We start from the raw sequence: 26,257 nt of genomic DNA, 5'->3' as shown, positions 1-26,257 counted from the left end.
GCAGCCCCGGCCAACCGAAGCAAAGCAAGGATGGCCAAAGCATCAGAACCGGGTTCGACAAAATACCCGGAAAAAACAAAACTGATGCAGCAAAAAGACAAACGCGGGGTGGAGCAGCCCGGTAGCTCGTCAGGCTCATAACCTGAAGGTCACAGGTTCAAATCCTGTCCCCGCAACCAAATCATCAAAGCCCGGCCATCGTGCCGGGCTTTGATGATTCTGAATGCAGGAACAGTAAGATGAAGAGCCTCGTAAGACGCGCAAAAAGCGCGGATTACCAAGGTTCACGACAAGCACGAAGTGCGAAGGCGCAGCGGAGCAACGCGAACGAAAAATCCTGTCCCCAAAACCAAATCATCAAAACCCTCGCTACAAAGCGGGGGCGTTGGCGTTTTAGATGACAGCTATATAAGGAAAAAGTCCTCCAGAAGCGGATAAGGACCAAAACCACAAGCAAAGACTATACACCCCAAAACAAAAGCCGCTACCAACCAGCGGGGGTTTTTGTGATCCAAAACGCAAGAACAGTAAGATGAAGACCCTCGTAAAACGCACAAAACCGTAGATGATAAAACTTGAACACAAGCAAAAAAGCAAAGAACCAGCCGGGCAAAAAAGCAACGTAATGTCATCGAACGGATGTTTGGGAGGCGAAGAAATAGAGGCGCATTGCAACACGGTATGATAGCAACGTAAAGATACACTTCTCAGCTTTCTTAAACGCGGCTATCGTCTGCTGTTGGTTATGAGATCGAAGCTTGGGCTAAATCTCCAATGCTGATTGGCCGAGGAAACGACCCTAGGTATTTGCCTCCTTTTTGGACTCGTAGCACGGCGCCCTTGATGATGCTGATCACAACCTATTGTGACCCCTGGTCCCAATATAGATCAATCATAATAAATGGTTCGACCTTAGAGTGGTTAGATAGCTGATGCATGGCATTTCTCGGGATATGAACAACATCCTTCGGATGGATTTCAAATATATTATCCTCGATTGTTAGAGTTGCGTTGCCTTGGATGACAATGAAAGCCTCCTCTTCATCATGCTGATGAGCTTCTACATGATGGTCTGGGTCAAGTTGAACCCAGATCGCGCCAAAGCCGTTAATTTCTTTCAGTGTTTCAATTCTGTTTAACCATGGAAACAACCGCCAGAGCTTGCAGTTGTATTCATGCGAAGGGGCTGTGTTTTGAACTGATTTTACGAATTGATTTTTTGCACTCCCATGCATCATTTGCTTTCTCCAACTAGGCGAGGTTTTCTTTCCTTAGTACATTCAATAATTCGTTTGCTAATCTTATCGGCGCGATCGGATAAAAGACTGAAAGAACCTGCATCACCGAACCCATGTGATGATTCACATAGGCCATTCAGAAAGACGTCGGAATAACCGGCATACGCTTTCCTTAGCTGCAATCTATAATCACGGGTGATATTCGCACATCCGTTGTCATCGGTTGTCGCGAATGACATCAAATTTTCCATAAGAGGGTGGTATGGTTCCTGTGTTTCGTGCGGGCCAAAATTCTTGAATCCTGTTGCGAAAACTACAAGGTCAAACTGTTGGTTTGAGATTTCACCTGTTTCAAGCGCAGTAATTGATAAATCTATCTTTCCATTGGTTGCGACCGTGGCCGAACTAACTTCAGTGAAGTTTGAGATGAATAAACGTTGGCGATTGTCAAGGCGTTGTTCGTAGACTCTGTTGTGTATTTTAGTAATTACGTCACTGTCGGCAGCCGAATACTGACTTGTCCACAGAGATTGAATTAATTTATCCTTTAGATGATCTGGAAGGTTGTAGTATTGGTCGGTGAAACTCGGAAAGAACATCCCCTCTGTGAAAGGACTGGTGTCCTTCAGTCTATAGCCTTGATTGCGTTGAAAATTCACAAGCTTATGTTCTGGAAATCGCTTTGAAATATCCAATATTATTTCAGCAGCACTTTGGCTTGCTCCGATGACAGCAATTGTTCCAGGCTCAAAAGGGTCTAGCATTTGGATTGCTTCGTTATACTTTGAAAAGTGAACAGCACGTTTGGAATTGAGCCCGTTGAATGCGGCTGGTATGGCATGCGAGCGCCCCGGTGCTAAGGATAAGCTGTTCGTATAAAATGTGCTGCCATCTGACGCTTTGACGGCAATTGTACCGCCTGTCTCAAACCGCAAGTCGATTACTTTGGTAGAGTAGCGGACGAAATTTGAGAATTGTTCGGCTACCCATCTCACGTAAGCGGCATACTCCTTCCTAAGTGGGTAGGGCATATGCAGATTCAGAAACTCGTATAGTCGGTCATGTTCCTTCAAGAATTGCAGGAACCCATATTTACTGGAAGGGTTACGCAGAGTGGCAAAATCCCGAAGTGGATTGTGCTGAATATCAGTTCCATCAAGAAGCATTCCGGGCTGCCAGGTCGGACCTGAGTTTGCTTCTAAGAAGAGTAGTGATCCCTCCCATTTAAACTCTTCGAGTGCAACAGCGAGACCTATGTTTGCGGGCCCAAAACCAACGCCAATTAGGTCAAACTCCTTTGTCATCGCGCACCTCTTTTGCATGAGATAGAAAATTTTCTCTTTAAAACCTATGGTAGTTTTGTTATGACTCGATTACGAATTCCCGTAAAGAGGGAAATGCCAAATAGCTTAAATTTTAAAAAAACAAAAAAATACATATAAATCAATCGGTTGAATGGATCATCTATATGATGTGTTATAAATTGAATCTAAATTAAGTTGATAATTGCTACTTATAGTACTCATAATTGTTACTCTAGTAAGGGGTATTCGTTTTGTTGCAGCGCCAAATTACCACGCCTCCCCCAACGCCTAATGGTGATCTCCACGTAGGACATCTTGCAGGGCCGTACTTGGCGGCAGATGTATTTTTTCGATCAGAAGAGCTCGCCGGTCGCACGCCGTCGTATCATTTTGTTACGGATGACAATCAAAGCTACGTCCAATCGAAAGCTCTGGAGCGCGGGATTACACCCGCATCCCTAATTGATTCCGCTTTTAGGAGTATGCTTGAGACTATGGCGAGTTGTAATTTGCGACCAGCACTCGTCCGGCAGGCTGATGATTATATTGTCTTCATTCAAGACTTTTTCACGGCGCTATTTGAGACAGGCGCAGTTGCCCGAAAGAGCATTCCCGTACTGCTTTGCCCGGAAACAAATGTAGCGCTATTTGAGGCTAACGTGAGCGGTAGTTGCCCCACCTGTCTTGCAGTAACAGCTGGTGGTATATGTGAGACATGTGGGCATCCCAACCTCCCTAGTAGCTTAGTAACACCATCATCTAAGTCTAGTCTTGGAAAGGCCCCCATCGAAGCTGAGATGGAAATTTACTGCCTTGAATTGGAAAGGTACCGCTCTCAACTCGCAAACTTATTGTATAATGAAGTTCATAGTCGGCCAAGTTTAGACAGGCTGATGAGGCAATTATTATCGAAACCACTTGCCGACTTTCCACTTACTTTTCCGTCTACCTGGGGTATTCCTGCACCATTTCCCGGTGCGGAGGGTCAAGTCCTCAATCCATGGGGTGAGATTTATGCTGGGCAGATTTACGCGCTGGAGCGGGGTAGCCAGAGATCGACACGCTTTGAAGATGTTGTGGGCAGATTGAATACCAGCCCATCGGGCAGTCGATTGGTTCAGTTCCTTGGATTCGATAACTCCTATTTCTACGGTATTGTGCATCCATCCATAGCCTTTGCGATGGGTGAGAAATTTCCACTTCCTGCAGCTCTCGTGACCAATGAATTCTACGAGTTGGATGGAAGCAAATTTTCAACCAGCAAAGATCATTTGATTTGGGCAAAGGATATATCGGCAAAGTATGACATAGATTTTGTTCGACTCTATTTGGCCAGAACAAACCCGAGTTGCCAAATCACCAGTTTTTCTCAAAACGATTTTGAGAATTGGGTACAAACCCAAATCATAGCACCTCTGGAAGTTATGTATGGGCTGTTGTCCGAGGTAACTCGTGATGTTCGCAATTGTGTAGCTTCGCCTTCACCAGCGACTCGACGGGCAATTGACAATGTATGCACTCATATGGTGCAGGGCTACCAATTGGAGCAGTTTGAGCTGCGCCATGTTGCTGAGACCTTTGAACGGTCTTTGCAATGGGCTGCTGAGAGAGCTGTTCGTCCAAAAGGAACTGAGAGTTCTCAATGCATAGTAAATTTCAGCCTTTTGAAAATTGGTGAGGCAATTCAGCCCCTTTGCCCGACCTTGGGGGCAAAGCTTGCTGCAAAGGACCCGACCGCACTTAGTTGGAAGAGATAATACCAAAATTTGATAGGAAGAGCTGATGGATATTAGGGAGTTTCAGAATAGAGAATCCAATGTTTGTAGGTATGGCCCTGTTTATGGGGCGGTGTTTTCACGCGCCGACGGTGCGTCAATCTGGGACGAGAATGGAACCCGCTATATTGATTTTCTGATTGGCTCTGGTGCAATGAATTATGGCCACAACCATCCGAAAATTCTAGCACCAAGCATTGATTATCTCCGAGATGGTAACATCCAAATGTCGCTGGATATGTATACGACTGCCAAGCGTAGCTTCCTCCAAACATTCAATGAATACATTCTTGAACCTCGTGGTATGGATTATAAGATTCAGTTCCCAGGCCCAACGGGAACTAATGCAAATGAAGCGGCCTTAGCGCTTGCTCGGAAAGTGACCGGGCGTAGCAGTGTCTTTGCATTCTCAAATGCATTTCATGGTATGAGTCTTGGCTCCCTATCAGTTTCTGGATCTGCTTCTACTAGCAAATTGGGCGGGGTAGCGCGTCATGACGTCGTGCGGGTGCCGTATGACTCTTTTCCAAACGAAAGTGTTAATAGTTTAGAATACATTAATGCGCTCCTGAGTAACGAAGGAAGTGGTGTTGAAAAGCCAGCAGCAATAATTCTCGAAACTATTCAAGCTGAGGGAGGTATGTTTGCTGCTTCTAAGGATTGGTTGCGTGGTATTCGAAAGATTTGTGATGACCACAATATTTTACTCATTGTTGATGACATTCAAGCTGGCTGTGGTCGTACCGGAGATTACTTCAGCTTTGAAGAGGCAGATATCAAGCCTGATATAATTACACTCTCTAAATCGCTTAGTGGTGCCGGTTTTCCATTTTCAATTGTCTTAATAAGCCCGGATATCGATTTTTGGAAGCCGGGAGAACATAGCGGTACTTTTCGCGGTAGCAACCTAGCATTTATATCATCCGCAGCGGCTGCCAAGCTTTGGAAGGACAGTGACTTCTTGGCCAGTGCACGGAACAATCGGAGAAAGCTGCAAGCCTTTGCCGATGAAGTTTGTTCAGTTCACAAGTCAATTATTACTGACAAACGGGGCCGTGGTTTGATGGTCGGGTTAAAGTGTAAAGATCGCGATATTGCTCAGAAGATTCACAATTCGGCTTTTTCTGGTGGTTTGATAATCGAGACCTCCGGTGCAGACCGGGACGTTTTGAAGCTGGTTCCCCCTATCAACATTTCTGACGAGGAAATGGAAATTGGTTTGAACATTTTGAATTCAAGTATAGAGGAACACAATTATGCGTAGCTCACAGAAATCAGAGGGAATTTGCCCTTCACTGTCTGTCGCTCAGTCCCAGGGCGTTATCAATGAGCATGAAGTACTTGCGCTGCTAAGAGGCCAAAGAGCTGGGCTGCATATTTCCGGGGCATTTTCGGAGAAAGTCGGAAACACGATCACGAATAACTACATGGTGAATCCGGGTCGTAAGGAACGAAAAGACGGTGTTGCGGGTTCCTATCTTGGGTCGTCACACTTTCTCAAAGAACCAAGTGAATACTATCAAGAATGCGCATCGAGTGCGGCGGATATTGATGCTCTATTAGGCGACCAGATGGACCCCGTTCGTTCATTTTTCTTTTGGTTGAGGCATGTCCTTTCTACGCATGATATCAAGCTCGAACGGTCGCGATCAGTGTTTGGCACTTCAAACTACTGCCGAGCTCTGGCTTGGACTGGGGAAGGTGACTACTCACTTGCACCTCACGATGATCTTGCTCAAGTTCTATGGGCTGGTTCTGGTTTTGATTTTCAAACGGTATCAAATCACAATGTCATTGCTGTAAATTTCTATGCCAATGCCCCAATTGAAGGCGGCGATTTACGTCTTTGGAATTTCAAACCAGGTATCGCAGAACGCCAAGCTCTAGGGGTCGAAAAGTCTGGATACCCTTATCAGGTTGAAACCCTAGAAGACTATGAGAGCTATGACTTCAGGCTGCGCACTGGAGATATTGCCCTTATCGATGGCGGATATGTTCACGGTGTCACGAAACAAACGAACTCATCAGGTGAGCCAAGGCTTCTACTTCACTGTTTTATAGGTTTCAGCCGCCCAGATCTCGTTTTGTGGTGGACCTGACGCAGCCTAATCGATCCCGTGGCTAATGGAAATTCAGCTATGATAGTCAAAACCGCATTTGATGTATCGAGCTTTTATGATGAGCTTTCCGACGATTATCACAAGGTTGAAACGGATTGGGTCAAGTGGCTCGAATTCAATCAAGTTATTTTGAGAGACCTGTTCGACCGTTATTGTCCCTCAGCGGTGAAAGTCTTGGACTGTGCCGCCGGGATAGGTTCACAAGCAATTGCTTTGCAGAGGCTCGGATTCGATGTCACGGCCAGCGATGCCTCGTCAAAGAGTTTGGCACAGCTTGCGCAATACGCCAGCATTCCTAGCGTTTGCTGTTTATGGCACGAACTAGGAAAGTATTTTGTTGGTAATGAGTTTGACGCCGTTGTTTGCATTGAAAATGCAATCAGCCACTTACCTGACAGGGAATCGCTTGCGCTGTCTCTAGCAAGTATGCGTGATCAGCTGTCTCGCAAACAAGAAAGCTGTCTATTTGTAAGTACGCGTGATTTTGATGAAATCCTGAGAATTAAGCCGAATGGCTATCCACTCAATGCTGATCGCACATCGAGATATTTTCAAGAGTGGACCTGGGTATCTGACGATTCCTATCTGGCAACTTGGTATATCTGTGGTGAGAGAAAATCTACTGCCAAGATGCGCTGCATACGAGAACAAGAATTGGTCGAGATCGCTAATGAATTAGGCATGAATATTGAGCATTGCAATTCCGCATACTATCAACCTATTTTTTGCTTGAGGTGGGGCTAGCATATGAGTTTAGACTTTACACTCTTCTTATTTACATCATTTTTACTTGTGATAGCCCCCGGACCAAGCGTCGTTTACGTTGTTGCACATAGTTTGCGCCTTGGACGGGCCGCTGGGGTTGCCTCGGCATTAGGTACTAATTTCGGCTCCTATGGGCTTATCGCTGTGGCCGCATTTGGCTTTTCAGGTCTCATTGAGCAATTCCCAGGTTTCCTTACCGTTGTTCAGTTCTGCGGTGGTCTCTACATTGGCTGGATTGCCTACAAAATGTGGCCGCGGCGTAGGCTTCCGGATGCTGAAGCAGTCGACATAGAATTGAAGTCCAACAGCCGTATTTTTGTGAATGGTGTGATCACTACATTGCTTAACCCTAAAGATATTCTATTCTATGCAGCGTATATTCCGACGTTCTTGAATTCGGAAGATATAGGATCTTCGTATCGCACCCAATTCATTTTACTTGCTCTGATCTACGCCTGCATGGGCCTCGTGACTAAGTGTACCTTCGCTGTCTTTTGTAGTCAGGCGGCTGCATTCACACGTGCTGAAGGAACTATTCTTTTGAATTATTTTTCTGCCTTGGTTCTCTTCGTGCTGGGAGCCTTTCTTGTTTTAGAAGCGCTATTTTTTTAGCCAAGCTGCCCTCAATTTTTGCGAGCAGCAATTATTGGAAAGGATGAACAACAATGCTTGCGTCTATCGACAATAAACAGTTCTTTGACTGGAACATTGAAATGCTGGTGACACCTGAGCTTCAAGCTAGTTATGATGAACTTCATTTTGATGACTATCATCCAGACGGAACCAGAACTCGTCGCTTCTCACAATATTATTTGACATTTGAGGATGGCAAGCCGGAGTTCGAATCTCTGCCTGTGCGGCCTTTTTCGCAGAAGCTCTTGAATAACCCTCTTGTCGGTAACCAACTTAGATACTTCCCACCGGTGAAAACAGACCTGCGGCCTTTTATCTTGAGTGGTTTCAGTACACTGGGCTTATCGCAATCGGATTCACTACAGGTGAATTGCCATCAAATCCGCATAGAAGGCAAGCCAGAGCAATTTGGAAGATCCTCCCCGGAAGGAATACATCGGGACGGAGTCGATTTTGTGCTTATGGGCTGCATCAATCGAGTCAATGTAATGGGTGGTGAATCTCGGATCTATGACGATAACAAGAACCTGGTACATTCTCGGACGTTGCAGACTGCAGAGGGTATTATAGTAGACGATAGGATTGGATATCACTATGCAAGTGAATTTGAGCTTCAAGACCCTTCAAAGCGGGGTTTTCGAGATATGCTTATTATCGCTTTCATGGATAAAGATGCTGGGCGTTATGGCCCGAATTATGAAGTTGAAGTGGCTGGAATTGAAGGTGACACGAGAAAGATTGCCGAAGTTTCAATGATATGACGACGATCTTTCTATTACTGAATCTGGTTGGGATGGATGTCGAACGGTGTCGCCTGCATGCTCATTGTCTGGTCACTTTTCAAAGTCGTTAACGCGGTTTTCACTTTAAATGTTGGGCTGAGGTGTCGGATCAATCATTGACACATTTAGATTGATCAACACCTCTATGGACATGAATTCAGCTCTATAAAAACTTCAAAATGATATTATTGAACTATACGATCAATGAGTGAGGCTCACCAAAAAGCGGGTTAAGTGTGGTGCGCGTCCCCGTAATCGTTTTATCAAAATCAAAACACTGTAATAAACAGCTAAAGTGGCTCAAAATCCGTAACTATATGGGAGACTTCACGTTTCTCAAGACCAAGCATCCGGCGGACAATCAGATCTGTCGGAAGTTGTTTCAGTTGGTGAAGCACAATCGGGACCGGACATATCGCAGGCTGGTATGATCATCTGAGGCGCGAACACCAGAGTGTCTGTATTTAAGGTATTTTGAGACCTAATCCTCAGTCCATAAACCTCTTCAAGTGTTTTCTCACAAAGCAGGTCTTTTGGTTTCCCGTATGCATAGATGGTTCCGTTGTTCAGCACGGCAAGCTCATCGGCATACATGCTCGCGATGTTAAGATCATGTAGAATAGCGATACAGCTGCCGCCGGCATCGACAAACCTGCGGGCGATATTCATGACATCAAGCTGGTGTCTGACATCCAGACTGGAAATCGGCTCGTCCAGAAATAAATAGCGCGACTGGCCACCCGGAGACGGCCCGTCAATCTGACACAGAGCTCTGGCAAGCTGGACGCGCTGTTGCTCACCACCTGACAGAGACTGATACAGGCGGTCTGCGTAGCCATTGAGATCGACGTCCCCTAATCGCTGGAGAACAAGATCTCCAAGCTCTGCAGGCTTTAGGTCGGAACGAGCCATTGTTCCCAGCTTTACCACTTCGAAAACGGTGTACGGGAAATTGATCTGAACGGATTGCGCCATCACCGCCCGGATCTTTGCGAGGTCCATCGGTCGGAAGCGCTGGAGAAGCTGCCCGTTATACAGAACCGCACCAGCAGTCGGTTGCTGATCTCCCGCCAACAGACGCATCAGCGTCGTTTTGCCAGCGCCGTTTGGTCCGACGATGACGGTAAACTGCCCCGGTCGACAGTCCAGCGACACATCGGTCAGAAGGGGCCTTCCGCTTGCTGAGAACGAAATATTCTCTACTGAAAAACCTGATTGCATCAGTCCAGCATCCCGCGTCGTTTGAGGAGAATCCAAAGGAAGAATGGAGCGCCTGCAAGGGCCATAACAATACCGATCGGAAGCTCGGCCGGAGCAACAATCACACGACAGACAGCATCCGCCATGACGACAAAGGTCCCGCCCAAAAGTGCTGATGCAGGCAGCAGATACCGGTTGTCCGGGCCAATGATGAGCCTCAGTAAATGCGGTGCGATGATGCCGACGAAGCCGATTGCGCCAGCAACAGCAACGGCAGAACCTGTCGCCAGTGCTACCAGCACGATGCCAAGGCGTTTCAGGCTTTGTGTCGAAACGCCAATATAACGGGCCTGACTTTCACCCAGAACCAGCGCATTCAGGCCACGCCCCAGGCAAAATAATGCCAGCAGTGTTGTCATGATGAGAGGAGCGATAATCTGAGTTTTCTCCCAGGTTGCCCCGGCGAGGCTGCCGAGTTGCCAGAAGTTCAGATCACGCAATTGCTGATCATCGCTGATGAAGATGAGAATGCCCAGCAATGCACCGGCAAGCGCGTTCACAGCCAGACCCGCCAGCAACAGAGTTGCGATTGACGTCACACCGCCATGTGTTGATATGCGGTAGAGTAGCGCGGTTACACAAAGTGCGCCGATAAATGCTCCAATCGGCAGCAGGAAATATCCCAGAGCCGCTTGGAGCCCGCTCAGGACAGTGGCACCAAGAACAATTATGACCCCGGCAAAAAGCGCGGCTCCGGCTGATACGCCAATCAGACCGGGATCAGCCAACGGGTTACGAAACAGGCCTTGCATAACGGCACCTGATGTCGCCAGTGCAGCCCCGACCAGGGCTCCTGTCAATACACGGGGAAACCGGATCTCGAAGAGGATGACAGATCCACTGACACTTGCTGTATTCAGCTGGCCTGTTGCTGAAGACCAGATCAGGGTGACGACATCTGCGACAGACAGATTGCTTGCCCCGATGGTTGTCGCAACCAGCATGCACAGCACCAGCAGAACCGATAGCCCGACAATTGTCGTGAGGCCAAGGCCGCTTCGATCTCCCGGCGTGAAAGACAGGCGGCTTGGATGGAGCACACCGGAAGAAGACGTGACAAGAGACATGATCAATCCGTCAGAACAGGCTTGGGTTTTGCGATGTGATCCGGATGAAGCTGATGAGCCAGATCCCGCGCTGCATCTGCCGTACGTGGCCCAAAGCCCAGGAGGTATAAGCCGTTCATGGCGACAACGTGCTTATTCTGCCCGGCTGGTGTCCTCTTCAGGGACGGAGACTTGAGCAGTGCATCAATGTCATATGGATGATTGCTGCGCGTCATGACGAGGATAACATCCGGTGCTGCGTCAGAAATTGCTTCCGGAGAGACCGGCTTGTACCCGGAGATGGACGGCAACACATTGATGCCGCCAGCAAATTCGATCATCGCATGGGCCTCTGTATCCGTTCCAGCCGCGAGAATGCGACCGTCTTGGGCGCTGAGAACGAACAGGATTTTCTTGCGATCAGCATCGGGGATTGCGGATGTCTCTGCAGACAGGTCTGACAGCCTGTCCTGCACGGCCCGGGACATATCTGCCGCCTTGTCTTTCTCTCCAATGGCTGCACCGATAGCCTTAATCCGTCGCCCTAGACCCTCCGGTGTGAAATCTTCGGGTATGATAACAAGTGGAAGCGATGCAGATTGAAGCAGCTCCATCGTTTCCCTTGGCCCGGAACCCTCGGTCGCAATGATCATGGTGGGGTTGGTGGAGAGCACGCCTTCTGCGGACAAGGCCCGCATGTAACCGACATTCGGCTTGGACTGAACAGACGCTGGAACACTGCTCGTCGTGTCAGTTGCAATAACGAGATCGCCCTTGCCGAGCGCGTAAATCGTTTCTGTGACAGCGCCGCCGATTGAGACAATACGCCGTCGATCAGTCTCGGTCACTGCTGAAGGGTCTGTATTGTCTGCGAAAACAGCGACCGCTGACAAAGCGACAGCAAATCCGGTCGACAGCATCAGAGATGGTAATCCATACCTCATGATCCGTTCTCCTTAAAAATGTTTCGGCAGATTATCGATGAGAGACCGCCAGTCCGGGTTTTCGTCAGCATCCTCATCGCGTACGCCGAAGAACTGGGTGATGAGATTCCTGTCTTCATCGAACAGTTCGATTGAGGTTACATGTCCGTATTTATTGGGCTTCCGGATGGCCCAGACTTCGTGAATATGGTCTTCGCGAAGATGGAGATTGAATTCCGGATCAAGAATGTTGAACCAGGGTCCGACACGCTTGAGCTTGAAGACAGGCCCCGAATGGATCTGGACACAGCCGCGATTTCCGACAAAACACATGATCGGAATCTCCATGTCGGATGCGACGGCAACAGCTGCGGTTGCAGCATCCTTGTCCAGTCGCCAGGCAAAGTCTTCACCAATGAGACTGTGGGCCTGATGACGAGAAACCTTGAAGGATTTCAAGAGGCTGAAGAACTGGTGAACATCGGTCATGCCCTGCCAGCGCTGCCTCAGAGCATCAATGTCAACGTCAGCATCATCAACAGTGTCAGAAACGAAATCCCTGACTTCGTCGGTTTCCAATGACACGGACTGGTCGTCCGACTTCAACTGCCGGATCAGAGAATGATAGGCTTCCTGAGAAGAAGACGGGCGCAGATAAATCTTGTGAACCGCTTCCCCGGACGCATCAAAAATCTGGATGCTGTGACGAATGGAGTCTTTTAACACATCCTCCACAGCAAAAACGTGGATCCAGTTAAAGAGGAATATACGAAGATCGATCGCCCCGTTCAGCACCAGGGCCGTGCGCCCTGCCTGACGAATATTGCCATAGTGGCCAATCTTCTCGTGCACGACACTCTCGTTCCGTGTAAGTGCCATGATCTCACCCAGCGCCTCAAAGCCGCTCAACAGAGCTGCATGATCAGGCGTCAGACGAATGACATCTTTGCCGCAGCGGCGCGCAAGAAGATGCGCCTCGGAAACGTCTGCCTTCTGGGCGAGGTCCCGTGGGCGTAATTTGGGGTTTTCAGAGATGACTCTGTCGATACGGTCGAGAACCAGCTGGTCCATGATAGCTCTCCAAAACTCTGCTCTCGATGAGCAAATGGGGCTCAAGGCTGGCTGGCTTGGGGCTGGCTGGCGTCTGAGACTGGATTGTTATTTTGTCAGAATGAGTTTCTGCTGACTTGTTATCTGCAGGCGATAGGTCGTATCGCCGTGTGAAATCAGAACGATCTTTCTGCCATGAAAGATCTCATCAGATGTGTAGTGCGGCTGTGTGACATCACCCTTTTCGGGCAGCACAGGCCGATCGGATGCCTCTACGGTCATTATAGTCATTCCCAGTTTGGAATAATTCCAATATTTTATGACTATTAAAGTCATAAATATTTTGTTGACACTCATAGTCGAGTTTATTAGTTAGAACAAGTCCTGTTCTGAAGTCACTCCATTGACGCCCGTTTTCCGGTTGCCTTGCACAGGTCAGAATTCCGGTCAGCCAGCCCTAACTGCCAGCCAACCACCTTCCAATAACAAGAGAGACGTGGTGGGGGCAGAAATGCACAAGCAGCTACAGCTGGTCCTGATGATGACAACCGCTCTGGTATCATCGCCAGCATTCGCAGAAGAAGATTATGACAGTTTCCTGGGTCGGATTGTTGTATCCGCCGGTGAGGAAAAGATCGCGATTGATACGCCGCAGGCGGTGACGGTCATTACGCAGGATGAGATCGACCGTCAACAGGCCACCACAATTGGTGAAGTCCTTGAAGATGTTCCCGGTGTCTCTACTGTCGGCAGTGATCGGGTCTTTGGCGAAAGCTTCAACATTCGTGGTATCGGGTCCGGCCAATCTGCTGATGAATATCGCCTGATCACGCTGATTGATGGAGCGATCAAGTTTCATGAGCAATACCGTGTGGGGTCGCTCTTTACCGAGCCGGAACTCTACAAGAATATTGAAATCCTTCGCGGACCAGCAGCATCTACGCTCTACGGCTCTGGTGCACTGGGTGGTATCATTTCCCTGACCACAAAGGATGCATCCGATTTTCTGCAAGAGGGCCAGACCTGGGCAGTGCGCCCCAAATTGAGCTACAGCTCAAACGGTGATGGCATACAATCCTCCGTTATTGGAGCCGTTCGAGTAGAAGACTTTGAAGTCCTGGCTTCATTGAATTATCGCGGTGCCAATAACTATCAGGATGGTGATGGGAATGGTGTCAGCGGCTCGGAATTCGACTCGCTTTCTGGCCTTGCCAAGATCAAGTACTATTTTGGCGACAATCAAGAACAGAGCATAATGGCGTCATACCAGCACTGGTTCTCAAGTGCGGATGATCAGGATTATTCTCAGACAACAACCAGCACCTTCTTCGGAACCGTCGACCGCGATGTAACTGACCAGACAGCGCTGTTGCGTTACGAACATGAAGGCAGAGGCAATGCCTGGCTCGATCTGGAGGCCCTGGTGGCCTATTCCGATACGACTGTTGAGCAGAGTGATACTCAGCTGGGCGCATTCTTTGGTGATGACGCGGATTATGGATACCGCAGTATTCAGGGGAACATCCGCAATACCTTTGATCTGTCCATGGGCGGTGGCGTCAGCCATTTCCTGACTTTTGGTGTGTCGGGATTGCATCAGGAGCGTACAGCTGAAACGGTTACATCCGGTTCAACCGGCACACTGTCCTTCCATCCTGAAGGTGAGATGCAGCAGGCCGGTATTTTTGCCCAGTCAGAGATCAACTGGAATGGTCTGACGCTTATACCGGGTGTCCGGTTTGACTACCAGACAATCGAACCAGGCAGTGGTGTTCCCGGGGGAACAGATCAGAGCTATACAGGTTTCTCTCCAAAAATTGCGGCCCTCTATGAACTGAACGATACGTTCTCGGTTTTCGGCTCCATCGCCCATACTGAACGTATGCCGGTCCTGGACGAAGTGTTTGATACGGAAACGCGTGTTGGCGGAACCTTCTATCCTGGCAACATCAGTCCGGATCTCGACATTGAGAAGTCAAATAATTTCGAGATCGGTGGCACAATGTCTCTTCGTGACCTCCTTGAAGAAGGGGATGCTTTTGATGTCAAGGTAACCGGCTTTTTCAACCAGATCGAAGACCTCATCCAGCGTGCAAACGGACAGGCCACTCCAATTACCGGCCCGACGACGCTCTCGAACTTCGAAAACGTGGCCGAGGCTGAAATATATGGTGTGGAGGCCGAAGCCGGTTATGATTCTGAATTGTATTTCGCCAAACTGGGTTACTCGCTGATCCGCGGTGAAAACAAAACAACCGGCCTTGCCCTGAATTCGATCCCTGCGGACACGCTTACGGTAACCCTTGGGATGCGCATTCCTGAAGCGGATACCACGATAAGCTGGAAAGGCCGGTTTGCCGCAGATCAGAACGAAGTAAGCGGTTCAACTGCACCAACGCCGGGCTACGGCGTTCACAACATTTATCTCGATTGGCAGCCGGATGAAGGTCAGTTCAAAGGCCTTGATGTGCGTCTGGCCGTCGAAAACCTCTTTGACCGTCAGTATCAGCGTCACCTTGCGGGGGACCCCTCCCGAGGTCGGACATTCAAGATTTCTGTCTCGAAGCTGATAGGAGGCTGACGGCAAACCGGGGAGCATGGCATCCAGCCTGCTCCCCAAACCGTTAAGGGGAAAAGACATGACCAGAGCCGGACTTTCGAGTAGCCGATGGTATATCGCCCTCGGTTTTTTGGCGTTTTTCTTATCCGGTGCCGCGGCAGCTGAACAAGAGGTAACGAAAGAGCGCCTGTCTCTGACCCTCCTGTCTTCAACACAACAGGAGTTGGTGTGCCGGATAACGCTTCAGTTCAAGAATGAACTCAATGTCGAAATCAAGAACCTCGCAGCAGAGATTGTCCTTCTCGACAAGGCCGGTCTTGCACGGGATTTTCTGGTTCTGGATGGCGGGTCCCTGACGAAGGACAAACGGCGGATCAGGCAGTTCGACTTTCAGGAGACGCGCTGTGCGGACCTCTCCGAAATTCTGATCAACGATGTGATCCGCTGCGAAGGTGAAGGCCTCAACCCCCGCCTTTGCGCCGCTCGTCTGTCACTCACCAGTTCAGCAGACATTAAACTCGGTCTTTAAAATGAGGAGGCGTTGCCGTGACTGCCCTCTTGCCCATGCTCGAAAAACTGATCGACTTTCTGTTCCTGGGTGGACCGATCGTCCTTCTTCTGATTGCGCTGTCAGTGGTTACTGTAGCTCTGGTTCTCTACAAGATCTGGCAGTTCCACCTTCTGAAGCTCGGTCGGCATAGAGATGTCCATATAGCAGTGCAGCGCTGGTTCATCGGCGATCGCAAGGGTGCAGGTGCAATCCTGGGGCAGGCGATCAATCCCACAGCTATCTCTGTCAGACACGCGATGCAGGGAGTCTCCCGTCATGGGCCAAACAACAAGGCTGTCTCCGATGATGTGGAGCGCATCTGCGGAGAACTCGTTTCAGACATGCGAGGTTATCTCCGTGCGCTTGAAATGATTGCCCAGACAGCCCCGCTGATCGGCCTCTTCGGAACCGTTCTCGGAATGATTGAAGCCTTTCAGAGCCTTCAGCAGGCCGGAGCATCCGTTGACCCCTCCCAACTGGCAGGTGGCATATGGGTTGCCTTGCTTACAACGGCCGTTGGGTTGGCTGTTGCCATTCCTGCAATGGCAATTCTTGGCTGGTTCGATGCCCGCATTGATCGTGAAATCGCAGCAATGGAAAGCCTCGTCACGCGTATCCAGACCGCCGATGCAACAGCCGCCATCGAGGGAAACATGAATACGGCAATTCCGGTCGAGCCGACGGGACCTGCCTATGCGCATTAGCGTTCAACACAAGAGGAGTGCACTGAGCCTGACCTCACTCATTGATGTCATTTTCCTGCTGCTGCTCTTCTTCATGCTGTCATCGACATTCTTACGATTTTCGGAACTGGACCTTCGGATTGCGAACCAAGGCGTCAGCGCCTCGATAACAAAGCCATCAATACTCATCCGGCTGACATCTGATCGTTCCATCAGGGTCAATGGAAAAGCGACCGAGCTGTCCGGTCTGATTGTCAAACTCAATGAGCTTGAGGCAAAGAAAGCTGAAACAGCTTTGATCAGTGCGGCCGATGATGTGACCACCCAACTGCTCGTAAATGTTCTGGAAACTGCGGGACAGTCAAAGCTCAAGTCAGTATCCATCGCGCCGTCAGGCACACGCTAACGTCTTTGGTGTATGCGGATGAAACTGCCTCGTAAACAAAAGAAACAAGCTGCTGAGAGCACGATTTCGCTCATCAATATCGTGTTTCTGATGCTGATCTTCTTTCTGGTCGCCGGTACGCTGGCAACCCCGATCGACAAGGCACTGGCTCCTGCAGATACGGCAGAATTGCCGATGACGCCCAGCGACCCCCTGACCATTGCCATCAGAGCGGATGGAAGCCTGTTCTGGCGCGGTGCTGAAAGCACCTCGGAAGCTGTAATCACCATCTTGCAGGCCGAAGGGCAGAAAGACGTCAAGATTATTCCGGACCGGGAGCTTCCGGTGCCTTTGCTTGTCGAGCAGGTTAAAGCCCTGAAAGAGGCCGGAGTTGAGCAGGTCAGGATTATCACCATTCGTGGTAGCAGAGCGGCATCATGAAACCGCGCTGGTCCACAGTTTTTGCCTTCTCGTTGGCTGCACATACTGTGCTTGCCGGTGCCGTTCTGTATGAACATTCAGGCATTGAGGAGGAACGTGCAGTTGGAGCCGTGACTTTCGAGGTGGGTGAGTCGTCCTTCAATGCACAAGCTTCCGAAGCGATCCCGGAAGAGACCGTGCAGGCAGAAGAGCCGCCAGTCAATGAAGTGACGGCAAGAGAACCGAGGACAACGCTTCCTCCAGTTGAGGCTTGGCAAACCGTGAACGAGACCAGGCCGGTACAGGTAGCCCGCGCCATCGCCACGACGAAAGCCGTGACGGTGCCGATTGCTCAGCAGATCATCCCGATCAGATCGGAAGCGCAGCCATCCAGACCTGTCGAGCAGGTTGCTGCGGCAGGAGAAACCGAGCAGGCGGATAGTGCCAAACCGACGGAAGCCACCCGAATCCAGGAGAGCAAGGCCACAGACCGGTCAGCAGAAGCGGTGAGGCCACAGGAGATTGTTGAAACAGTCACACCAGCCGAGGTAAAGGCATCTGAGCCAGTTCCGGCTGCTTCCCTTTCTCCGCAGGAACCCTTGTCAGAAGTGACAGAAACCGAAGCTGAGATTGTGCCAACGCCGACGGCGCGGCCCAGGGTAACCCCTCCGGTAAAGAAGACTCAGGTGGCAGAAACCAAACAGAAGAAGCCAAAGAAGAAAACCGCCAAAAGCAAAACCAGCAGAAAGCAGAAGAAAACCAGTATCGCGAGAACACGTGGCGGTGCTGGTGGCAGGCAATCCGAAGCTGCCGGTAAAGCCGCCCGGTCGAATTATCTCGGAAAGGTGGTTGCAAAACTGCGAAGGGCCAAGCGTTACCCGCGTGCAGCAAAGCGAAAAAGGATCAGCGGTACAGCCGTCCTGAAACTTGTTATTGCTCGAAACGGTACCGTCTCATCAGCACGCCTGACACGATCATCAGGTCAGCCACTCCTGGACCAGGCCGTTATGGCGATGGTCAAACGTGCGCGAAAGTTCCCGGTATTTCCCGACAGTATGAAGCAAGCTCAGGTGACACTGACATTGCCGATAGACTTCAAACTCAGATAGGTGCAGGTGGTAGGCTCTTGAGGCTGATATGGAGCTCTGCCAAAGTGGTCAAACGAGGGGAGGTGAGGGCATCGACCGTCCTGTGCCCTTGTTTTCCGGCAGACTCCCTCTATCCCTCAAAGGCGTGTGGTCATTCGATAACCTGGGGCGAAAAACAGCTTTGCATAAGTAACGGGTGTGTCCTGGAGCCAAGTGATGCGCTCTGCTGTGAATATTGAATCACCCTGAGATGCGTCGAGAAATTCTGCAATTGTGTTATCTGCTTTAGATGCCATGAAACTCAGTTCCAGATTTGTAAATGGTACTCTGTTGACCAGCCAGTCGTTCGGCCCCGATTGGTCAAAGGGTTCATCCAGGATTTCCGGGACTGCTTTACTCATGATCCACCTTGTCTCGAGTTGAAACGGGGTACCATCGGCATAGTGCATGCATTGAATGTAGAGGGTTTTCTGGTCTTTCTCGAGGCCGAGCCGTGCTGCAAGCCATGGTGGAGCCGGTTGTACGTTTCGGTCGACCAAAGAATAGCGATAGCTTGCCCCTGTCGATGTGATCTCGTCACGGATCAGCGGTATTGAAAACTGTGCCTTTCGGATCGGCGCTTTCAGGACCCGGGTGCCCGCCTTGCGTTTCCTTTCGAGATATCCTTCTTCAGCAAGCTCTCTCAAAGCTCTGTTTACAGTTGTCCGTGTGCTGGAGAACTCTGCTGCCAGATCCATCTCGCTCGGAAGCAGGGAGTCCGGATGCCATATCCCGGTTCGTATTCGGTCCAGGACGACCTGCTTGATGTCGCGATAGCTCAGGTTGTCAGCAGCTCTTGGCATGGTTCTGTCCGGACGATAGATCAGTCTTGATGGAAAGATATACAGTCATAATGAGGTGACCGTGACGTGCGGTGTATTTACTGGCGGCTTTCAGCGGACGACCTTGAGATCAATGGGACAGATCGGCTTCAGGCTTTTATCTCTCTTGCACATTTTTGACATCTATACTGCCTCCAGCAAATCGGAAAGGGCTGCCCTGTAGCGGGCTATGATTGAGTCTCGTTCGCGGTGACGGCCGTCTTGAACAACATGACGGCCTGCAGACCAGGTATCCGTGACAATGGTGTCGGGGGCGACAAAACAGAGGCCATCCAGAAGCTGGTCATCCTGAAGAGTGCACAGTGCAGGATGGCTTCGATCGATCGCAACCAAGTCCGCGAGTTTGCCAATCTCGACTATACCCGCGTCACGACCAAGCGCCTGAGCGCCGCCGAGCGCTGCGCCGGTGTAGAGAGCTTTTCCGACAGACCCTTCTCCCACAACAAGCACATTGCGATTCAGGTCACGCAGACGTTGGGAATATTCCAGGGTGCGCAATTCTTCGGTCAGTGAAATCCGGATGTTTGAATCCGATCCCAGCCCGAATCGGCCACCGCCCTCCAGATAAGTGGGGCCGCTGAATGGACCATCGCCGAGATTGGCTTCGGTTATCGGGCAAAGGCCGGCAACCGCACCGCTTTTAGCCATTGAGATGGTTTCAGCCTCAGTCATATGGGTTGCGTGAATCAGGCACCAGCGGGTGTCGACGTCCACATTGTCCAGCAGCCAGGCAACCGGACGCTGACCCAGTCTGGCTTCCACATCTGCCACTTCCCTGAGTTGCTCCGAGATGTGAATATGGATCGGTCCCTGAGGTGTTTCTTTCAGCACATGTGTCAGATCGGCAGGTGATGTGGCGCGCAACGAATGAGGGGCGATTCCGACCTGTGCATCTGCAGGCAGGCTGGAGAGATTGTCTCTGCAGGCTTCAGTCAGGGACAGGAAGCGGTCCACATCATTGGCAAAACGCAGCTGACCACCCGCCAGAGGCTCCTGATTCACCCCGCCATACGTGTAGAGAACAGGCAGGTGTGTCAGGCCAATGCCGGTCTGGCTGGCCGCGGCGAAGATACGTTCGCTTAGCTCGGACAGTCTGGTATAGGGGCTGCCACCAGGTTGATGGTGGACATAATGAAACTCACCGACCGAGGCATATCCGGCTTCCTGCATCTCCATGAACACCATCGCGGCAATTGCTTCAAACTGCTCCGGTGTCAGGTGATCGAGGAACCGATACATCAGTTCACGCCAGGTCCAGAAGCTCTCTTTACCGGCGGCCCGGAATTCCGTCATGCCAGCCATTGCTCTCTGGAACGTATGACTGTGCAGGTTTCCAAGGGACGGAAGCAGGACATCAACGGAGTAATCAGCAGCGGCGACGGGCATGCCTTCCTCAATGTTGGCTATCCGACCTTCAACCAACGTGATGCGGCAGTCCTTCAACCAGTTCTGCCCGGAAAGAACGTGACGAGCGTGAATCTTCATTTTCATCTTCATTTTGTGTATACAATAAAATATATTGAGTATATCAATTGCCTTGTAAATGCAATGTTGGAACAGATCCTCATGACAGGGAAAACCGTTCTTCGTAACGCTAGGATCGCCACACAGGCCAATGATCAGACGCCTTATGGAATGATCAATGATGGTATCCTTGTGCTGGCTGATGACCAGATTGACTGGGTTGGAGCCGCTGCAGACGCCCCGGACGAGTATTTGTCTCTTGATGCTGTTGATCTGGAGGGGCGTCTTGTGACGCCGGGGCTGATTGACTGCCACACGCACGTTATCTTTGGTGGTGACCGCGCGCAGGAATTTGAAATGCGCCTGAACGGGGCCGGATATGAGGAAATCGCTCGCGCCGGAGGGGGCATCAATTCAACGGTCCGTGCGACACGGGCCGCCAGCCTTGAACAGTTAATCGAAGGAGCCTTGCCGCGCGTTGATGCGTTGATTGCGGAAGGGTTGACCACCATTGAGATCAAGTCAGGTTACGGGCTGAACCACGAAACTGAACTGAACATGCTGCGGGCAGCCCGAGAGATTGGCAAATGCCGCCCGATCACGGTGCGCACGACGTATCTTGGCGCTCATGCAACCCCGCCGGACTATAAGGATCAAGATGACGCCTATATTGACGAGGTGGTTATTCCGGCACTCGAAGCAGCCCATGCAGAAGGTCTGGTTGATGCCGTTGACGGGTTCTGTGAGGGAATTGCCTTTCAGCCTCGACAGATTGCCCGCGTCTTTGATGTAGCGACGGCTCTTGGTCTGCCTGTGAAGCTGCATGCAGAACAGCTTTCCAATCTGGGCGGTGCCAGAATGGCAGCATCCTACGGGGCAATGTCTGCAGATCATATCGAATATCTTGATGAAGATGGCGTGACTGCCATGGCGCGGGCTGGAACCGCGGCTGTGATCCTGCCAGGTGCGTTCTATACCTTGCGTGAAACACAACAGCCGCCAATCGATCTGTTGCGTCGATATAAGGTCCCGATGGCGCTGGCAACAGACTGTAATCCTGGCTCATCACCGCTGACATCCCTGCTTTTGACGATGAATATGGCCTGTACCCTGTTCCGGATGACGCCGGAAGAGGCTCTCGCGGGTGTGACGCGTAACGCCGCGCTGGCCCTGGCTCTGAATGACCGGGGTGTGATTGCGCCAGGCCAGAGAGCTGATCTCGCCATCTGGGATGTGGAACACCCTGCTGAACTTTCCTATCGTATCGGGTTTAACCCGCTGCATCATCGTATCTTCGGAGGTCAAGTGTGACTGTTCTCACTCTGAAGCCCGGGCAGGTTACTCTGTCACAGCTTGAAACCGTCTATCGGGATGAAGCGCCCATCAGTCTGGATCCGTGCTGCCGTTCGGCTGTTGAGGAAGCAGCGAGCCGTATCGCCGCCGCAGCCGCCGGAGATGCGCCCGTCTATGGCGTAAATACCGGTTTTGGGAAGCTGGCAAGCCTCAAGATCGAGGCTGAAGATACAGCAACCCTGCAACGGAATCTGATTTTGAGCCATTGCTGTGGTGTCGGCGAAGCCATGCCGCGTCAGCTGGTCCGGCTGATGATGTCCCTGAAGCTTCTGAGTTTCGGTCGGGGGGCTTCGGGTGTGCGATGGGCACTCATTGAGCTTCTGCAAGATATGCTGGAACGCGGTGTGACGCCTGTTGTGCCCGCTCAGGGGTCTGTCGGTGCATCCGGTGATCTGGCACCGCTGTCACATATGACTGCTGTTGTCATTGGCGAAGGGGAAGCGGAATACGACGGGAAAATCCTGCCTGGAAGCGAGGCCTTGCTCAAGGCCGGGTTGGCTCCCATAGAGCTGGGACCCAAAGAAGGCCTTGCCTTTATCAATGGTACGCAGTTTTCGACGGCCTATGCTCTTGCTGGCCTGTTTGACGGGTGGCGCGCGGCCCGCAATGCGTTAGTGACCTCTGCGATGTCCACGGATGCCATTATGGGGTCAACGGCCCCGCTGCAGCCGGAAATTCATCTGTTGCGCGGACATCATGGCCAGATTGATGCGGCCAATGCAATGCGTTCAATCCTGTCGGGTTCCGAAATCCGTGAGAGCCATCGGGACAATGATACCCGGGTGCAGGATCCCTATTGTATCCGCTGCCAGCCACAGGTTACCGGCGCGGCCATGGATGTCTTGCGACAGGCGGCGCAGACACTCCTGGTCGAAGCGAATGCTGCCACCGACAACCCGCTCGTTCTGACTGAAACGGGTATGATCGTGTCCGGTGGTAACTTCCATGCGGAGCCTGTTGGTTTTGCAGCCGATATGATGGCCCTGGCGCTGTCTGAAATCGGCGCCATCAGCCAGCGTCGCATTGCTCTGATGGTAGACCCGGCGCTGAGTTTTGATCTGCCGCCCTTCCTGACACCTGAGCCAGGCCTCAATTCAGGCCTGATGATCGCGGAAGTCACCACGGCAGCACTGATGAGCGAGAACAAGCATCTGGCTAATCCCTGTGTCACCGACAGCACGCCGACCTCCGCTAACCAGGAAGATCATGTTTCGATGGCTGCTCATGGTGCGCGCCGTCTGAGCCGCATGATTGAGAATCTGAACCACATTCTTGGTGTGGAGCTTTTGTGTGCAGCCCGTGGTGTGGAATTCCGGGCACCGTTGCAGACCAGCCCATTGCTGCAAAGAACCATTGCACGCCTGCGCGAGGATGTCTCAAGCCTGCAGGAGGACCGTTATATGGCCCCGGACCTGAAAACAGCCAAGGAGCTCGTTGCGTCCGGAACCTTGCTGGATGCTCTGAACATGGACCTGCCGGAGCTGATGTGATGCAGGTCTTTGATGTCATATCCGGTGACGGGCCAATCGTCCTGGGACAGCCACATGGCGGCACGTATGTGCCTGAGGCCATCGCCGGGCGGCTTAATCAGAACGGGAGCGGACTGGCCGATACGGACTGGCATATAACCCGTCTTTATGAGGACCTGCTGCCAGGTGCCACAGTAGTGAAATCCAATGTGCATCGCTATGTGATTGATGCCAACCGTGATCCTGAAGGCGTGTCGCTTTACCCCGGCCAGAATACAACGACACTGGTGCCACTGACTGATTTTGACGGGCAGGCGATCTGGGCTGACGGGCAGGAGCCTTCTGATGATGAGGTGGAAACACGACACCTCACCTATCACGCGCCCTATCACGATGCCCTGCAGGCCGAACTGGAACGCGTCCGGGCCAGGCACGGGGTAGCAATCCTGTTCGATTGCCATTCGATTCGCTCCCATATCCCGTTTCTCTTCGAAGGTGAATTGCCGGTCTTCAATACCGGTACCAATTCAGGTGAGACATGTGCGCCCGAGATTGAGGCGGCAGTTGATGCTGTGGCCCGGGCCTCCGGCATGGGGGCGGTTCTGAACGGACGTTTCAAGGGCGGCTGGACCACACGACATTATGGTCGGCCAGATACTGGCATTCATGCCGTTCAGATGGAACTTGCGCAGCGCGCCTATATGCATGAGGCCCCGCCATGGGGCTGGGATAATGCCCGCGCTATGACTGTTCGGCAGCATCTGAAACAGATGCTTGAAGACCTCAATAATCTCGCCCTTTCGGGCTCCATTTCTTCTGAAGGAAGCGACCAATGAGTGATCCTCGCAAAAACACCCGTGATGTCTTTCCGCCGACCGGTCCTGAACTGAACGCGAAGAGCTGGTTGACCGAGGCGCCGCTGCGCATGCTGATGAACAACCTGCATCCGGACGTGGCCGAGAACCCGCATGAGCTGGTCGTCTATGGCGGGATTGGTCGCGCTGCCCGGACCTGGAAGGACTTTGACCTGATTGTCGACAGTCTGAAGGATCTGGAAGAGGATGAGACGCTGGTTGTTCAGTCCGGCAAACCGGTGGCAATCGTCACGACCCACAAGGATGCACCACGGGTGCTGATTGCCAACTCGAATCTCGTGCCGCATTGGGCGAACTGGGATCATTTCAACAAGCTGGATAAGAAGGGCCTGGCCATGTATGGCCAGATGACGGCCGGGTCGTGGATCTATATCGGGTCACAGGGCATTGTTCAGGGCACCTATGAGACATTCATGGAAGCGGGACGTCAACATTATGGTGGTGATCTGAAAGGGCGCTGGATCCTGACCGGTGGACTGGGTGGTATGGGCGGCGCACAGCCTCTGGCCGGCGTGATGGCTGGCGCCTGCTGTCTGGCTGTTGAATGCGATGAGAAATCGGTCGATTTCCGACTGCGCACTCGCTATGTGGATGAGAAAACCCATAGCCTGGATGAAGCGCTTGAGATGATTGATCGCTGGACCAGTGCAGGTGAGGCCAAGTCGGTGGCATTGATTGGAAATGCTGCCGATATCTTCCCGGAGATCCACAAGCGGGGTATTCGACCGGACATCGTTACCGATCAGACGTCGGCTCATGATCCGGTCAATGGCTATCTGCCGCAGGGCTGGACTGTCGCTGAATGGCGAGCCAAAGCTGAAACTGCCCCCAAGGACGTCGAAAAGGCTGCCCGCGCTTCAATGAAGGTGCAGGTTGAGGCCATGGTGGCTTTCCACAATGATGGAGTGCCAACGGTCGACTATGGCAACAACATTCGCCAGATGGCGCTGGAGGAAGGCCTGGATGATGCCTTTGCTTTCCCCGGGTTTGTACCAGCCTATATTCGTCCGCTGTTCTGTCGCGGGATTGGACCGTTCCGCTGGGCAGCCCTTTCCGGTGATCCGGAGGACATCTACAAGACCGATCAGAAGGTCAAGGAGCTGTTGCCGGATAACACGCATCTGCATAACTGGCTGGATATGGCACGCGACCGCATTGCCTTCCAGGGTCTGCCAGCCCGTATCTGCTGGGTTGGTCTTGGAGACCGCCACCGTCTGGGCCTTGCCTTCAACGAGATGGTCAGGACCGGTGAACTGAGCGCACCGGTGGTTATCGGACGTGACCATCTTGATTCTGGTTCCGTGGCTTCGCCCAACCGTGAAACTGAAGCGATGATGGACGGCTCGGATGCTGTCTCTGACTGGCCACTTCTGAACGCTTTGGTCAACACCGCATCAGGCGCGACCTGGGTGTCATTGCACCACGGTGGCGGCGTGGGTATGGGGTTCAGTCAGCATGCTGGTGTCGTGATCTGTGCGGATGGTACGGATGACGCGGCCAAACGCCTGGAACGTGTTCTGTGGAACGATCCCGCATCGGGGGTCTGGCGTCATGCTGATGCAGGTTATGAATCTGCCAAGGATTGCGCCCGCGAACATGGTCTGCGTCTGCCTGGTATTCTGGGCAACTGACA

At 51.6% G+C, this 26,257-nt stretch carries 25 protein-coding genes and 1 tRNA gene; 17 read left to right on the top strand and 9 right to left on the bottom strand.

Annotated features, from left to right (window positions below; all coding sequences use genetic code 11):
* Positions 1 to 102 precede the first annotated feature (102 nt).
* Positions 103 to 179: transfer RNA gene (locus RA157_RS05165), tRNA-Met, on the top strand.
* Positions 180 to 860: 681 nt separating this feature from the next.
* On the opposite strand, the gene RA157_RS05160 is transcribed toward RA157_RS05165, so the two are convergent.
* Positions 861 to 1,238 (bottom strand): cupin domain-containing protein, encoded by a 378-nt coding sequence (locus RA157_RS05160; protein WP_350335407.1) that lies wholly within the window; start codon positions 1,236 to 1,238, stop codon positions 861 to 863.
* The gene (locus RA157_RS05155; RefSeq protein WP_350335406.1) at positions 1,235 to 2,542 is read right to left on the bottom strand and encodes a SidA/IucD/PvdA family monooxygenase; all 1,308 of its coding nucleotides are present in this window, start codon (positions 2,540 to 2,542) and stop codon (positions 1,235 to 1,237) included. The genes RA157_RS05160 and RA157_RS05155 overlap by 4 nt, the downstream gene beginning before the upstream one ends.
* A 251-nt stretch (positions 2,543 to 2,793) precedes the next feature.
* Here RA157_RS05155 and RA157_RS05150 point away from each other — a divergent pair, with 251 nt between their 5' ends.
* Genes RA157_RS05150 through RA157_RS05125 form a run of 6 tightly spaced genes read left to right on the top strand, consistent with a single transcriptional unit; the run spans position 2,794 to position 8,596 of the window.
* Positions 2,794 to 4,299, top strand: a complete 1,506-nt coding sequence (locus RA157_RS05150; protein WP_350335405.1) for a class I tRNA ligase family protein — start codon at positions 2,794 to 2,796, stop codon at positions 4,297 to 4,299.
* A 25-nt stretch (positions 4,300 to 4,324) separates the two neighbouring features.
* The gene (gene ectB, locus RA157_RS05145; protein WP_350335404.1) at positions 4,325 to 5,581 is read left to right on the top strand and encodes a diaminobutyrate--2-oxoglutarate transaminase; all 1,257 of its coding nucleotides are present in this window, start codon (positions 4,325 to 4,327) and stop codon (positions 5,579 to 5,581) included.
* Entirely contained in the window at positions 5,574 to 6,416 is an 843-nt protein-coding gene (locus RA157_RS05140) for a hypothetical protein (protein WP_350335403.1), read from the top strand. The genes ectB and RA157_RS05140 overlap by 8 nt, the downstream gene beginning before the upstream one ends.
* Positions 6,417 to 6,455: 39 nt before the next feature.
* Entirely contained in the window at positions 6,456 to 7,181 is a 726-nt protein-coding gene (locus tag RA157_RS05135; RefSeq protein WP_350335402.1) for a class I SAM-dependent methyltransferase, read from the top strand.
* 3 nt (positions 7,182 to 7,184) lie between these two features.
* Positions 7,185 to 7,814: a LysE family translocator gene (locus tag RA157_RS05130; RefSeq protein ID WP_350335401.1), complete on the top strand. Its 630-nt coding sequence runs from the start codon at positions 7,185 to 7,187 to the stop codon at positions 7,812 to 7,814.
* Positions 7,815 to 7,867: 53 nt separating this feature from the next.
* Positions 7,868 to 8,596, top strand: coding sequence for a 2OG-Fe dioxygenase family protein (locus RA157_RS05125; protein ID WP_350335400.1), 729 nt, complete (start codon positions 7,868 to 7,870; stop codon positions 8,594 to 8,596).
* 357 nt (positions 8,597 to 8,953) lie between these two features.
* On the opposite strand, the gene RA157_RS05120 is transcribed toward RA157_RS05125, so the two are convergent.
* The 5 genes from RA157_RS05120 to RA157_RS05100 form a co-directional block, all read right to left on the bottom strand.
* Complete coding sequence (locus tag RA157_RS05120) at positions 8,954 to 9,838, bottom strand: heme ABC transporter ATP-binding protein (RefSeq protein ID WP_350335399.1); 885 nt, start codon at positions 9,836 to 9,838, stop codon at positions 8,954 to 8,956.
* Positions 9,838 to 10,944 carry a FecCD family ABC transporter permease gene (locus tag RA157_RS05115; RefSeq protein ID WP_350335398.1) on the bottom strand — a complete coding sequence of 369 codons (1,107 nt, stop codon included), beginning with the start codon at positions 10,942 to 10,944 and terminating at the stop codon, positions 9,838 to 9,840. Before RA157_RS05115 ends, RA157_RS05120 begins: the two co-directional genes overlap by 1 nt.
* A 2-nt stretch (positions 10,945 to 10,946) precedes the next feature.
* A complete protein-coding gene (locus RA157_RS05110) occupies positions 10,947 to 11,867 on the bottom strand; it encodes a heme/hemin ABC transporter substrate-binding protein (protein WP_350335397.1) in 921 nt (306 codons plus the stop codon).
* 12 nt (positions 11,868 to 11,879) lie between these two features.
* Positions 11,880 to 12,917 carry a hemin-degrading factor gene (locus RA157_RS05105; RefSeq protein ID WP_350335396.1) on the bottom strand — a complete coding sequence of 346 codons (1,038 nt, stop codon included), beginning with the start codon at positions 12,915 to 12,917 and terminating at the stop codon, positions 11,880 to 11,882.
* A gap of 87 nt (positions 12,918 to 13,004) precedes the next feature.
* Complete coding sequence (locus RA157_RS05100) at positions 13,005 to 13,178, bottom strand: hemin uptake protein HemP (protein ID WP_350335395.1); 174 nt, start codon at positions 13,176 to 13,178, stop codon at positions 13,005 to 13,007.
* A 229-nt stretch (positions 13,179 to 13,407) separates the two neighbouring features.
* Between RA157_RS05100 and RA157_RS05095 the strand changes: the two genes are divergently transcribed.
* Genes RA157_RS05095 through RA157_RS05070 form a run of 6 tightly spaced genes read left to right on the top strand, consistent with a single transcriptional unit; the run spans position 13,408 to position 18,603 of the window.
* On the top strand, positions 13,408 to 15,477 hold the full coding sequence (locus RA157_RS05095; RefSeq protein ID WP_350335394.1) for a TonB-dependent hemoglobin/transferrin/lactoferrin family receptor: 2,070 nt from the start codon (positions 13,408 to 13,410) through the stop codon (positions 15,475 to 15,477).
* A gap of 58 nt (positions 15,478 to 15,535) precedes the next feature.
* Complete coding sequence (locus RA157_RS05090) at positions 15,536 to 15,985, top strand: hypothetical protein (protein ID WP_350335393.1); 450 nt, start codon at positions 15,536 to 15,538, stop codon at positions 15,983 to 15,985.
* 17 nt (positions 15,986 to 16,002) lie between these two features.
* A complete protein-coding gene (locus RA157_RS05085; RefSeq protein WP_350335392.1) occupies positions 16,003 to 16,710 on the top strand; it encodes a MotA/TolQ/ExbB proton channel family protein in 708 nt (235 codons plus the stop codon).
* The gene (locus RA157_RS05080) at positions 16,700 to 17,095 is read left to right on the top strand and encodes an ExbD/TolR family protein (RefSeq protein ID WP_350335391.1); all 396 of its coding nucleotides are present in this window, start codon (positions 16,700 to 16,702) and stop codon (positions 17,093 to 17,095) included. Before RA157_RS05085 ends, RA157_RS05080 begins: the two co-directional genes overlap by 11 nt.
* Positions 17,096 to 17,113: 18 nt before the next feature.
* Positions 17,114 to 17,515, top strand: coding sequence for an ExbD/TolR family protein (locus RA157_RS05075; RefSeq protein WP_350335390.1), 402 nt, complete (start codon positions 17,114 to 17,116; stop codon positions 17,513 to 17,515).
* Positions 17,512 to 18,603 (top strand): energy transducer TonB, encoded by a 1,092-nt coding sequence (locus RA157_RS05070; protein WP_350335389.1) that lies wholly within the window; start codon positions 17,512 to 17,514, stop codon positions 18,601 to 18,603. The genes RA157_RS05075 and RA157_RS05070 overlap by 4 nt, the downstream gene beginning before the upstream one ends.
* Positions 18,604 to 18,719: 116 nt before the next feature.
* Here the strand turns inward: RA157_RS05070 and hutC are convergent, their stop codons facing one another.
* Both hutC and RA157_RS05060 read right to left on the bottom strand, forming a co-directional pair.
* Entirely contained in the window at positions 18,720 to 19,424 is a 705-nt protein-coding gene (gene hutC, locus RA157_RS05065) for a histidine utilization transcriptional repressor HutC (RefSeq protein WP_350335388.1), read from the bottom strand.
* Between the two features lie 162 nt (positions 19,425 to 19,586).
* Complete coding sequence (locus tag RA157_RS05060; protein ID WP_350335387.1) at positions 19,587 to 20,948, bottom strand: formimidoylglutamate deiminase; 1,362 nt, start codon at positions 20,946 to 20,948, stop codon at positions 19,587 to 19,589.
* Between the two features lie 81 nt (positions 20,949 to 21,029).
* Here RA157_RS05060 and hutI point away from each other — a divergent pair, with 81 nt between their 5' ends.
* The 4 genes from hutI to hutU are packed head-to-tail and all read left to right on the top strand — an operon-like array spanning position 21,030 to position 26,255.
* Positions 21,030 to 22,238 carry an imidazolonepropionase gene (gene hutI, locus RA157_RS05055; RefSeq protein WP_350335386.1) on the top strand — a complete coding sequence of 403 codons (1,209 nt, stop codon included), beginning with the start codon at positions 21,030 to 21,032 and terminating at the stop codon, positions 22,236 to 22,238.
* Positions 22,235 to 23,770, top strand: a complete 1,536-nt coding sequence (gene hutH / locus RA157_RS05050; RefSeq protein WP_350335385.1) for a histidine ammonia-lyase — start codon at positions 22,235 to 22,237, stop codon at positions 23,768 to 23,770. Before hutI ends, hutH begins: the two co-directional genes overlap by 4 nt.
* Positions 23,770 to 24,585 (top strand): N-formylglutamate deformylase, encoded by an 816-nt coding sequence (gene hutG, locus RA157_RS05045; RefSeq protein ID WP_350335384.1) that lies wholly within the window; start codon positions 23,770 to 23,772, stop codon positions 24,583 to 24,585. The genes hutH and hutG overlap by 1 nt, the downstream gene beginning before the upstream one ends.
* Positions 24,582 to 26,255 carry a urocanate hydratase gene (gene hutU, locus RA157_RS05040; RefSeq protein ID WP_350335383.1) on the top strand — a complete coding sequence of 558 codons (1,674 nt, stop codon included), beginning with the start codon at positions 24,582 to 24,584 and terminating at the stop codon, positions 26,253 to 26,255. Before hutG ends, hutU begins: the two co-directional genes overlap by 4 nt.
* The last annotated feature ends 2 nt before the right edge of the window (positions 26,256 to 26,257 follow it).

The sequence above is a fragment of the Coralliovum pocilloporae genome, assembly GCF_030845175.1.
Taxonomy (GTDB): domain Bacteria; phylum Pseudomonadota; class Alphaproteobacteria; order Rhizobiales; family Cohaesibacteraceae; genus Coralliovum; species Coralliovum pocilloporae.
This window is presented reverse-complemented; position numbering and strand designations above follow the sequence as displayed.